This window comes from Planctomycetota bacterium (assembly GCA_018242585.1).
In the GTDB taxonomy this organism is placed as follows: domain Bacteria; phylum Planctomycetota; class Planctomycetia; order Pirellulales; family PNKZ01; genus JAFEBQ01.
In genome coordinates this window covers 11687-24256 of sequence record JAFEBQ010000050.1, presented here as the reverse complement: position 1 = coordinate 24256, position 12570 = coordinate 11687, and the positions used below count along the sequence as shown (strand labels likewise).

At 63.3% G+C, this 12570-nt stretch carries 5 protein-coding genes; 1 reads left to right on the top strand and 4 read right to left on the bottom strand.

What is annotated here, in order from left to right:
- Positions 1-2: 2 nt before the first annotated feature.
- Entirely contained in the window at positions 3-3134 is a 3132-nt protein-coding gene (locus JSS27_20975) for a PSD1 domain-containing protein (GenBank protein MBS0211422.1), read from the bottom strand.
- Between the two features lie 536 nt (positions 3135-3670).
- On the opposite strand from JSS27_20975, the gene JSS27_20970 reads away from it, so the two are divergent.
- The gene (locus tag JSS27_20970; protein MBS0211421.1) at positions 3671-4963 is read left to right on the top strand and encodes a glucuronate isomerase; all 1293 of its coding nucleotides are present in this window, start codon (positions 3671-3673) and stop codon (positions 4961-4963) included.
- 109 nt (positions 4964-5072) lie between these two features.
- On the opposite strand, the gene JSS27_20965 is transcribed toward JSS27_20970, so the two are convergent.
- The 3 genes from JSS27_20965 to JSS27_20955 all read right to left on the bottom strand — a co-directional run bounded on the left by JSS27_20965 (position 5073) and on the right by JSS27_20955 (position 12529).
- Positions 5073-5474 carry a DUF423 domain-containing protein gene (locus JSS27_20965; GenBank protein MBS0211420.1) on the bottom strand — a complete coding sequence of 134 codons (402 nt, stop codon included), beginning with the start codon at positions 5472-5474 and terminating at the stop codon, positions 5073-5075.
- Between the two features lie 181 nt (positions 5475-5655).
- The gene (locus JSS27_20960) at positions 5656-10320 is read right to left on the bottom strand and encodes a hypothetical protein (protein MBS0211419.1); all 4665 of its coding nucleotides are present in this window, start codon (positions 10318-10320) and stop codon (positions 5656-5658) included.
- A gap of 583 nt (positions 10321-10903) precedes the next feature.
- On the bottom strand, positions 10904-12529 hold the full coding sequence (locus JSS27_20955) for a hypothetical protein (GenBank protein MBS0211418.1): 1626 nt from the start codon (positions 12527-12529) through the stop codon (positions 10904-10906).
- Positions 12530-12570: the final 41 nt, after the last annotated feature.

The window sequence follows — 12570 nt, the reverse complement described above, 5'->3', positions numbered from 1 at the left end:
CGTCACTCCCGCGTAATGAATTCGTCCAAGTTCAGTAGCGTCCGCCCCACCATCACCCAGGCCGCCAACTCGGCCGGGTCGTCGACCTTTTCGTCCTTCACACCCGTGCCGACAATCGCCTTGGACGCGTCGGCGTTCGCCCGAGCCAGTTGCAATTGATCGGCGTACAACGCTCGCAGCGCGTCAAGTTCGCCGGCGCTCGGCACACGCGCCAGGCAGGCCTGAAACGCCCAGCGCAATCGCCCGTCGCGCGCCCCCTCGGTCGTGTCGCCGGCCGGCGCTTCGCGCAACACCCGACGGGCCAGCGCCTGGGAACACTCGACGAACACCGGGTCGTTCAACAAGGTCAACGCCTGGAGCGGCGTGTTCGAGCGCTCGCGCCGGGCACAGCACAACACCCCGTCGGGCGAATCGAATGTCATCAGCATCGGGTAGGGACTAGTGCGCTGGAACCAGGTGTACATCCCGCGCCGGTAGCGGTCGGCCCCGTTGCTTTCGACCCACTTGGCGGCGTTGGCGTAGGTCAACTCGGACACGCCGTCCGGTTGCTTGGGGCGCACGCTCGGACCACCGATCCGCTCGTCGATCAGACCCGACACTGCCAGCGCCAGATCGCGGACCACTTCCGCCTCGACGCGCATTCGCGGTTGTTGCGCCAGCAGCATGTTGTATGGGTCGCGCTGGTTGAGCTCGGCCCGGCGGCGCGACGATTGCCGGTACGTGGCCGAGGTAACGATCAAGCGGTGGAGCTGTTTCATGCTCCACGTCTGGCGAAACTCGTCGGCCAGCCAATCGAGCAGCTCAGGATGCGTCGGCCGGTCTCCTTGCGTGCCGAAGTCGGGCACCGAGTTGACCAGCGGGCGACCGAAATGTTGCCCCCATATCCGGTTCACGGTCACGCGCGGCGTCAGTGGGTTTTCTTCCGAAACCAGCCAGCGGGCCAGGTCAAGCCGGTCGCCGTGCTCGCCTCGCGGCTCGATCGGAGGCAAGAACGACGGCACGCCCGCTTCGACTTTCGCCCCCGGCCGCAAGAAATCGCCGCGGACCAGAACATGTGTCTCGCGCCCCTTGGGCAGATCGACCAGCACCATCGCTCGGTTGGTCGTGGCGGGGTCGACGGGGGCTTTCTTCGCGTGAGCGACGACGGCGCCGTCGAGCGCACTCAGATCCTTGTCGACGCGGCGATAGTAATCGGCCAGCAGTTTCTGTTCGGTGGCGCTGCGCGCGCTGGCCGGCTTGGCCAGCACCGCGGCCGGCCCCGTCGCAATCTTGGCGTCGGACAAGGGGCCAGTCGTCGTGGTCAGCGACAAGCGAAACCGGGCCAGGGCGAACTGCTTGGGATATTGATGGTCCAGCGTGACGACGAGCGTGGCCCCCTCCTCGAAATCGATCGGCGACGCCAGTTCGAACAGCGCGAGATGGTCCTCGCCAAACTTGGGGCCGATGGCCCAACCCGACTTGGGGTCGGCGTCGATCGCGTTCAGCACCTCGAACTTGCCCTGTGAATAATCGGCCACGGCCCAGCGGAGCGGCACCGTCACCGGCTTGGCGTCTTTCTTGCCCGTGGGCGCGGCCGAGATCCGCACGCCGGTCAGGACAAAGTTGTGATCCTTTGCCCGGCCCGGGCCCGTTTTCTTTTCGGCGTCGGCCAAGGCTTCGAGCCGCAGGCCGGTGATGCCGCGCAGCTTAGTGCTGAGGGTCAGCGTGTAAACTTCGGTGTCGGACGCGGCCCCTTCGACCTCGACGACGCCGTCGGGCAGTTGCTTGAACTTGGTCTTGGCCTTGGGGCCCGGCGTCATGGCGGCCGGCTCGACGACTTGCCATTCGATCGACTCGGCCGGCTTGGCTTCGCGTTCCCAGTTGGCCAACCGCGAGGGTAGTTGCTCGCGCTCGAAGTCGGTCACCTTGGCGACGAGTTTCGCATGGTCGGCGTCGAACGCGGCCTTGGCCTTTTGATAAGCCGCCACCTGGTCGGGCAGGGGGGCCGGCATGTCGGTCTCTTGCAAGTTGTTGAAGAACGCGAACAGCTCGTAGTATTCGCGCTGGGCGATGGGGTCGTACTTGTGGGTGTGGCACTGCGCACAGCCCATCGTCAACGCCATCCATACAGTGCTGGTCGTGTTCACGCGGTCGATCGTGGCCGCGACGCGGTATTCTTCCTGGTCAACGCCTCCTTCTTTGTTCGTCAACGTGTTGCGGTGAAAGCCGGTGGCGATACGTTGATCTTCGCTCGCGCCTGGAAGCAAATCGCCCGCCAGTTGCTCGACGGTGAACTGGTCGAACGGCAGATCGCGATTGAGCGCGTCGATCACCCAGTTGCGCCACCGCCAGGCATGGGGCCGGCCGGTGTCTTTCTCGTAGCCGTCGCTGTCGGCATAGCGAGCCAGATCGAGCCAGTGGCGTGCCCAACGCTCGCCGTAATGGGGCGAGGCGAGCAAGCGATCGACCAGTCGTTCGTACGCGCCGGCGCTTGGATCGGCCACAAAGTCGTTAACCTCGGCCGGCGTCGGCGGCAGCCCGGTCAGGTCGAGACTCAGGCGGCGAATCAACGTGGCCCGATCGGCCTCGGGTGACGGTGTGATGTTTTCGTGTTCGAGTCGAGCCAGCACAAAGTGATCGATCGGGTTCCGGCACCAGTCGGCCCGCTTCACACGCGGGACCTCGGGACGCTTGACGGGCTGGAACGACCAGTGATCGTTCTTCTTGCCAGCCGTGGCGGCCTGCTCGGGCCAGCGCGCCCCCTGATCGACCCAGGCCCGGACCAGCGCCACCTCGTCGGACGACAATCGTTCCCCCTCGGGAGGCATGGCGAACTCCTCGTCCTCGGGCGCGGTCACATAGCGCACCAGCCGGCTTTCGCCACTTTGACCCGCGACCCAGGCAGGGCCGCTGTTGCCGCCACGATGGGCCGACGAACGATCGTCGAGTCGCAGGCTTCCTTCGGCCGTGTCGGGGCCGTGGCACGAATAGCAGCGTTTGACGAAGATCGGTTGCACGTCGCGGGTGAAGTCGATCTGGGCCGGGGCAGGGGACTTCTCGGCGGCGGCCAACGGACAAACGAAGACACCGCCGCTTGCAGCGGTAGCGCCAAGCACGACAAGGCACACCCAAATCAATGAGCGCCGGGCAATCATCGGCAAACTCCTCGGACAAAACCGGAAGGCGGGCAGTCCGGGGGTCAGGCCACCGCAGGCGGGACCGCTGCGACGATCGTTTCGTTCGCAGGGGAGGGCGGTGCTGGAGTTCGCGGCCGGAGGGTCAGGACTCCATCGAACCAAACCGGGCCGCAAGTGTCAAGGTTTTTTCAGCAGGGGTGGGGATGCAAGTTGTTTTGGATTCAGCCATTAAGCATGGTTGCCGACATTGCCGGCCAATTGCGACCGGGCTGGCCGAGCCTTATAAACAGCTATCGCCTGCCTTCGGTTCGTGAAGCCAAGCAATCAACCACGACCACACGACGTCAAGGCATCAGAGAGGGAATTCACCACAGAGGCACAGAGGACACAGAGGACACAGAGAACAGAAAGAACTGTGCTGTTTGTCCTCTCTGTCCTCTCTGTGATCTCTGTGTCTCCGTGGTGCAAATTTCTTGGCGTTTGCGCCATGTCGTCGTGGTTGAATTTGAATTGTCCCGTTAGCTACTCATCTCCAACACGAGACCATTGCCGCCATGTCGCAAGCTTTACGAGATCGGTTGTTTGCCGAGTTGAATGCCCTGACGATTGTCGATCCGCACACGCATATCAACCCGCACGCGCCGGCGTCGCAGACGGTGGCCGACATCCTGGGCTATCACTACTACACCGAACTGGCCCACTCGGCCGGCATGCCCAAGGCGCGGATCGAAGAACCCGGCCTGGACCCCAAGGAGAAAGTTCGCCGGCTGGTCGAGCGGATGGGGCCGCTGGACAACACGATTCAATACAGTTGGTTCATCGAACTAGCCCGCGAGTTCTTCGGCTTTGCCGACGACCGGCTGACCATGAAGAACTGGGAAGCGTTGTACGACGGCGCGGTCAAGAAGATGAGCTCGCCCGATTGGGCCAACCAGGTGTTGAAGCAAAGCCGCCTGTCGGCGGTATTCTTAACCAACGACTTCGACGATCCGCTGACCGGGTTCGACACCAAGGTCTATATCCCCTGTCTGCGGACTGATGATCTGGTGTTCCATTTGGCCAAGTCCGAGGTGCGTGCTCGACTGGAAAAAGCGACGGGCATCGCGGTTGGCACGGTGGCCCAACTGAAGGAAGCAATCGGCAAGCTGTTCGCCCATTTTGTGGCCAAGGGAGCCAAGGCCTGCGCCATTTCGCTGCCGCCTGATTTCGCTCCGTCCAAGGTGAGCGAGGCCGACGCAGGGCCGGCGCTACAATCGGTGTTAAAGCAGGGGAGTCACACGTTCGACGACCCGCGACGCACCGTGTCGCACTTTGTCTTTTGGACGCTGGCCGAGTATTGCGCCGAGTACAAGTTGCCGTTCGATTTGATGATCGGCGTCAATCGCCAGGTCTATCCGGCGGGCGTTTACCAGGGACAAGACCTGTACGACAGCCGAGTGTCGCTGATTCAATACCGCGAGCTGTTCAACGCCTTTCCGCAGGTGACGTTCCCGATTTCGGTTCTGGCCAGCGTGACCAATCAGGAACTGACCAGCTATAGCTGGATCTTCCCGAACGTGGTGACCAACGGCCACTGGTGGTACTCGAACACGCCGACGTTCATCGAGCACGATCTGGCTTCGCGACTGGAAGCGGTGCCGCGGACCAAGCAGATCGGCTACTACAGCGACATGTACAAGCTGGAGTTCGCGCTGCCGAAGTTCGCCATGTACAAGCGGACACTCGCCAAGGTGCTGGCCGAGAAGTTCGTCGTCGACCGGGGCTGGAGCGAAGACCGGGCGTTGGCGCTCGGCACGCAAGTGCTGCGCGACAATACCGAACTCATCTTCGGGAGAAACGATAAATGATGAACGATAAACGGCGCAGGTTGCGTGACCTTGAACCAATCACCACCGCCATGCGTCGATCATCCCTCTCGTGCCTTTCATTCATCGTTGATCGTTGATCGTTTCTCGCTCAGCGATCGAGCCAGGCTTTGACGGCCCAACCGAGCCAGCCGACAATCATCAACACGCCACCAATCGGGACGATCGCCCCCAGCACCTTCACGTCGGTGATGACCAGCGCGTAGAGCAAGCCCGAGAAGACGCACATCCCCAGAAATATGGCCGCGCCGGGCAGCGTGACCGATCCCTCGGGGCGGTGCAGGGCGTAGAGCCCCAATAGCACCAGGCCAAACGCCTGGTACATCTGGTACCGCACCGCCGTTTCAAAGATCTCCCTGGCGCGAACGATCGCCTCGGCAGTGCGTCCCTGACTTGTCAGCCAGCCGGGCAGGGCGTGCGCGCCGAAAGCGCCCAGGGCGATTCCCAGCGCGCCGGTCGCGGCCCCCAAGGCAATCCACATGCGGGGAGTCATATTCGTTCCTCGATCAACGGTCGTGGCGATTCGCTCCCCATTATAGCGATCCGCCGCGCGCAAGAAAAAACCGTCGTGGCTCCCCCACGAGGAGGGAACCACGACGGCCGGAGGGAACGTCGCTTGCAATTCGATCGGGCCAACCCTTCAACGCCAGGCCGGCGGCAGGGCCGCCGTCGGCTTACGGCGTGGAACCTTGGCCCAGTTTGGCTTCTTCTTCTTCCTGGATGATGATGCGCGGCGTGACCATCATCATCAGGCTAGTCGTCGTGCGGCCGGTGCCGATGTTGTTGAACAACCGCTGCACGTAGGGCAGCTTGTTCAGGATCGGCACGCCATTCTCGATCCGCTGTTCGGCCAGTCGTTTGATGCCACCGAGCAAGACCGTGCCGCCGTCGGGCACGCTGACCGTGGTGGTTACCGTGGTAAAGGCGAACGTCGGCAACTGCACCGTGGTGCCGTTGTTCGTGGCCGACGCGACATTGTTCTGGCTGGTCGAGGCGCCCACCGGACCGGTGGTGCTAGTGTCACGGGTGCTGCTGGACGAACCGGTGAACGTGAAGGTGTTCACGGCCGAGATATTGCTGAAGAATGGCACCACCGTCAGTCGGACAAACCGGCGGTCGCTCGACACCACCGCCTGGACCGTGAGGAAAGTTCCTTCGGACAAGACGACGATCACTGGTTGTTGGGCGGCGGCAAAGTCGCCGACGACCGGGATGACCGTGATGACGAACGGCACCTGCTGCGTGTCGGACACGAACGCCTGCTGGCCGTTGAACAGCGTGACTTTGGGGGCCTGCATGATGTTGGTGCGGCTGTCGCTTTGCACCGCTTGCAAGAAGAAGTAGGTCTCGATGTCGCTCAAGATGGCAAACCCGAGCGAGGCCCCGCCCAACACGCCCGACTGGGGCAAGTTGAACTGCGACAGGTTTGGATTCGTCAGGCTAAAGCTCGATTGATTGAACGGAATGCTCAGGTCGTTCGTCCACACCGGCGAGAAACCGCCTGTCGTGCTGGTCGGTTGGGTCAAGTTTTGCATACCACCAGTAATCGAGTTCGAGTAGCTGAACGTGCCGGTCTTGATCAGGTTGCCGTTGGCGTCGGTGGTGAACTGATTGTTGAGCGTGCTTTGCGGCACATTACTCGGAATATTAATGTCGAAGTTGATCCCCATCTTCTCGTAGAACGTGTCGCTCAGGTTGATGAAGCGGACTTCGATCGTCACTTGCAGATCCTGCAGGCGGCGGAGCTGCTCGAGCAACTCGGCGATCTGTTCGTGGACTTCCTGGGTCTGGCTGATGACCAGGCTCAAGTTGGTCGGGAACTCCTTGATCGCGCCGGCGCCGCCGACTTCGGTCCAACTTTGCGGCGCGATGGTCTGGGTGATCAATTCCATCAACGAGTCAAAGTCCGGCTGCACGCCACCACCCAATCCGCCCGGCGAGGCGAAGGGGATGTTCTGGGGCGAACCGGTCGCGCCGCCGCGGCCGAACATGCCGCCCATCGGCTGAATGCCGCCGCCAAACTGGGCCAGCACCTCGGGATTGACCGCGGCATTGGTCGAGCCGCCATTCGAGCTGGCGACCACGGCCATGGGGCCGCCGGTGCCGGCCATGCTGCCTTGCCCGTTGCCCGCCGCGCCGGCGTTGCGCTGGGCGTCGGCCAACGCGCCGGCCAGGCCCATCTGCCCGTTCGGCACGAAGTTCGGAATCGGAATCACCAGATCGGCGACGCTGTAGGTCTGGGTATAGACCTCGCCATCGCGCATTTGCTCGCTGGTGATCTTCAACACTTCATCCTTGATGATGAAGCTCAGGTGCAACGGATCGAGCACCAGGTGCAACGCGCTCTTCAGCGAAATGTCGCTGTTCAGGCTGATGGTCACCGGGGTGCTGCTGTCGACGGCTTCTTCGGCCAGGCCGCGCGGATCGAGGTAGATGTTCACACCCGTCACGCTCGACAGGTGCCGCATCACTTCTTGCAGCGGCGTGTCCTTGAACTGCATCGAGACCGGCGTGCGGAGTCGCTGTTCGATTTCGATTTCGCGCTCGGTCTTCCGCTTGGACTGTCGGGCCAACCAGGCGCCGCGGGTCTCGCTCAGTTGCTTCCATTCCTTGGCGTCGCGGAACTGCATCGGCTGGCGGTCATCAAAGGGGATGCCCGATTCTTGAATGCTTTCCATCTGGCGAACCCAGCCGTCCTGGCCTTCCTCGCGGAGCGCCTTGGCATTTTCGTTGCTTCGCACGAGCTTGGCCTGACGCATGACCTGCATCACCACCGGTTCGCGCGGCGCGATCTCGAAGGCCTTCTTGGCCACCAGTTCGGCTTCGGCAAAGCGGCGCTGGTCCATCAGTTCGTTGAACTCATCGATCGTTTTGGCCAGCTTGTCCTGCATGTCGAATTTGGCTTGCTCTTCGCGGGCGATCTCGTCTTTGACCGCTTGGTTCTTTTCGTCAAGCTCGATGCGCGGCCGATTGGCATCGAGGTACTTGGCCAGTTCGTCGCTCACTCGGTCAACGCGGCGGAGCAACATTTCCTTGTTGCTCGAATCGACCGATGACTTTTCCACTTCGGTGCGGGCCTGTTGCAAGACCAGGGTGGCTTGCTTGGGGTCCGACTCTTGCAGGCGCTTGGCCTGGGAAATCTTGCGGTTCAATTCGTCGCTGGCCTGGCGCAGCTTCAGGGCCTGACCCTGGGCGGCTTCGCGCATCAGCGAGTTGGCTTCGTTGGGCTGGGTGGTCGGCAACGGCGCCGTGCCGGCGGTCAGTTGCAGGCGATCTTGCAGCCGCTGTTGCATTTGCTGGTCAAGGTCGTCGTGGTGCGTGGCCGCTTCGCGGAACAGGGCCGCCGCGGTCTTCGGATCGTGGCGCCGCAAGGCCTCCTCACCTTGCACGAACAAGGCCACGCCGATCTTCTGTGAACTCGACGGACCAGCAGCCGGTGTCGACGCGCCGGTCGTCAGCGGTTGCTGGTTGGCGACGGTCATATTGTGCGTCGCGTCGGTGGCCGGATCGTAGTATGCCTGCGACGCCGCGTTCGCGCCGGCAATCGGCATCACGCCCGAGGCGGGCTGCACGGCGCCGACGTTTTGCACGCCGCCGGTGGCTTGCTGCTGCCGGGCCTTTTGAATCTGCATCAACACCAGCCAGGGACGGTCGTCACGCTGGCCGAGCGATTCCTCGGGCACGCGCAGCCGATCGGCTTCCTGGGCCAAGGCTTCGGCCTGGTTCAAATCGCCCCCCGCCATGGCGACCCGGGCTTGTTGCAGCAGATTCTGCGCACGGAGCTTCAGTTCGTTGGTGGCCGCGGGAGTTGCCGTCGGGTTGGCGGCGGCCGGCGGAGTCATCGTCACCGGGGCCCCGGTCGGGCTGGGCAACGGTTCGATCGAGCGCGAGTTCGTGCCACGACGGGCTTCGGCGATCCGCTTCAGCAGATCGTCCGGATTGTTCTCGAACGGCGAGTAGATGATGCCGCGCCGCTTGGCCTCGGTGGCCAGCCGTTCGGCCTCGTCAAAGTCGCGCAGGCGGAGCAGGTCGTCGGCCTGCTGCATTTGCAATTCGGCGTAGCGGCGACGGTAACCTTCCGAGTCACGTTCGCCGGCGGGACGCTGGGCCAGGTCGGCGAACTTGGCGACAGCCGCTTCGACGCGGGCCGGCGAATCTTCACGCGGGTCATAGTTCACGGCCAAGGCCTTGGCCTGGTTCACCGCTTCGGTGGCGCGGCGCACATCGCCCACCGCCAGCGCGCGGCGGGCGGTCCACAACAAGCCGTCGCTTTGCGCGCGGCGGCTTTCCGTGTCGTTTGGAGTGGCCGTGGTCGGCAGCGAAGCGGTCGCCGGCACATTCGTCGTCGGGTAAGAAGCGGTCGTCGGCGCGGCGGCAACCGGCGGCGCGTTGAACGACGCGGGTGTCACCGCGGGCAGATTCGTGACAGGGGGGGCGGACGGCGGATTGACCGGCGCCGTCATCGGATTGGCCTGGGCGGCCTGGGCAGTGGCCGGCGCGTTGTTTGCGCCCGCGCGGCGCAGGGCAGGGGGGAGTTGGTCGTCGGCGGCCGGCGGCGTGGTCGTCTCGGGGCGCGCGAACGGGCTGTTGCCGGCGGCGACCGGATTGCGCGCGTTGGCGCCCGGGTTCGCCGCGATCGGCTCGGCGGCTGGCGCCTTGCCACCGGCGGCGCGAAGGTCGACGAACAACTTCTCGGGCGTGTCTTCGTTCGGATTCCAAGTGGTCTGGGCCTGGGCGGCCTTCTGATACCAGTGCGAAGCGCCGGTGACGTTGCCACGACTGAGTTCAGCGCGGCCCTTGGCCAGCCATTGCTTGGCCTGGCTGCCCGGGTCGTTGATCGACGGGGCCTTGGGGGCGGCTTCGTTCTGGGCGGCCAATGCCGCCTGGGCGGCGAATGGATCGGTCGGGGTCTTGCTGTTGTGTTTGGCGACCGGCGCGTCGGGCGTGCTGGTCGTGGTGCTGTTGGCCTGGTATTGCTTGCTGGGCAGCCCAGCCGACGTGCCGCGCACCTTCTGGTAGTCCTTGCGCACCTTTTCGGGGCGGTCGCCGAAATACATCACCGGCCAGCGGACCTGGAACGCCTCGGAGCGGCGAATCAGCGAGTCGGCCGTTTCCCAATTGCCGGCCTCCATCGCCTGGCGGGCGCGCTTGCACAAGTCGAGCACCTTGACGCGGCGCATCTCGACCGACTCGTTTTCCAACGCCTCGTTCGCGTCCTCGGACGGTACGCCGACCGCCGGGTTCTGCGCTTGAGCGGGCATGCCGGTCCAAACGACGCTGCTCAAGGCGAGCGCGCCAGTGGCCAGGCAGCCAAGCAGGAATCGCGACGTGGTGTTCAAGCCGATCTCCTTTCGAGATGCGTAGACTTGCGCGCCGGGCCTTGCGGCCAGGCGTAGTGTGCGGCGGGCGGGGGTGTTCGGTGTTGGTTGGCCTGCGACGCTCGACCGTGACAACGCAAAGGATGGGACGTTGTTGTCAGCGCAAATCTGACCGGACTTTTTTCCGGCAAGATTTTTCTGACGGGTCGTTCGGCAGGTTCGGTGAACCGCGCGGCGGGGGTCGCGTTGTCCAGGTCGATTCAGCGAAAACCGCTGAATTTCGCCGGAAAACGTGGGCCGTTTGAGCTCACCTGTTGGTCGGATCAAGGGACAAGTTCAGACAAGAGGCGGTGTTAATACCGATGCCGGCAAAGCCGGTCAAGGTCACTCGCGACGGAATCATTAGAATCTTTATCCAACTCGGCGTGCTGACGCGCCAAGGACAGGGGAGTGGGAGCAGGGAGGCGGGAAGCCACGCTGTCGGCGATGTGCCGTCGATCGGCGCATGAAAAAAGCCGAGAGTTGAGTCCCGGCTTCAATCACGCTGGCGTTTTAACCGCAATTCCGCGGAGATGCGCGCACGCCCATGGCGTGTCGGCTCAGCTTATTTCCCTTTGATCAAGTCTTCAAACGACTTGCCGCCTCCTGGCGCGCCTGGCCCATCGGCGTCCTTGTCGGCGGCGGCTTTTCCTTCCTTGGCCTTGACCGGCGGCCGGTTGCGCTCGGCGTCGCCACCTTGGTCGATCGAACCACGCAGCGCCAACTTGCCCGTGGGGGTCCACAGCAACAACTCGCCGGGCAGGCGATAACGACGCTGGCTATTCTCGCGCGAGGTGATGTCCTCGCCACCCGCCACGTCGACCAGCACGTAATCGGTTTCGTAAGTGATCGTCCCGTCCTTGAATTCACCCGTCTTGCCGGGCACGGGCACCTGGGCGGAAATGTCGCGATAATTCAACACCGCGGCCCGCTCCAAGGTGAACTCGTGCGCCACCTCGGCCCCCTGCTCGGGAGACCACTTGACGATCATCACGCGCCCCTTGGCTTCTTGCAGTTGGCTGCGGGCCGGCGTCACGTCGCCACCCACCACGCGGAACGGGCTGGGAATGGCGACCGTTTCGCTCGGCTCGCTGAAGGCCGAGTCGAGCGTCTGGGCCTCGGCCAGATCGGGGCTCTTCAAGAAATGCTGCGGCATCCCGTGGTTCGGGTTGATCAATTGCAACTTGACGCGATAGGCGTAGGCCTTGCTCGGCTCGACCGTGAAGTCGAAGAAGCGAATCAGCTTGTAATCGATAGTTTCGATCAGGGCTTTTTGCGGTTCATTGCCTTGATTCTGCTGATGTTGAACAACCTGCTTCTTTTCTTCCTCGAGCAGGCTCTTCGGCGCGTCGTCATCGACTCCCGGCGTGGCCTGGGCGGCGGGCTTGTTGGCGTCGGCGGCCGCGGGAACCACGAACGGAATCTCGGGCTCGTGCGCCACCTCGGGACCGTTCGTGGTGCCAACCAGTTGCAGGCACGATTCGGCGACGTATTTGTCGAAGAATTTCTTTTCGACGCTGTCGGCGCCGGTGACCAGCCCCTTGCGCTGGGCCCGGTTGGCCGCCATGTCGAGCGCCTTCCATTCCAGCGCATCGGCCTTGGCCCCTGGCGGCACTTCGGCGCGTTCGATCATCACCTGGTTGTACTTGGGAAAATCGCCCGTGACGGGATTCAAGCAATTCTCGAATAGCTTGCGATACTCGGCGGCTTGCTCGCCGTAAGGAAGCAGCGCCGTCACCACGATCCAGTTACGGCCAGTGTACGCATCTTTGCCGCTTTTCATCGCCACGGCCGAGAAGCGATACGTCGCTTGCAGCTTCTGGGCGGCGACGATCGTGGGGGCCACGCGGCGGACGCGCAGATCGCGGATCGGCGGGCTCCACAACATGCCCATGCCATAGCGATTCGGGTCCAACGTGACCATCGCCACTTCGGCTTGCTGGCGGTACTCGGGCTGGGGAATTTTGATGTCGTAGAGCTTGGGATCCCAAGGCGCATCTTTAATGACACGACGTATCTTGACCGCGTCCTGATCCAAATCCGCCGGCTTCTCGGCATAGATGGGCGTCAGGTAAGCCGAATAGCCCAGCCATCCCAAGACGGCGAGCGCGATGAGCAGGGCCACCTTTTCACCGTGCTCGATGAAAAACCCTTTGAAGCGGGCCGAGTCGAGCTTGAGTTTCATCTTCATGGTATTGAGACTCCCTGGTGGCTTCGCGCCACAAGGCCCCC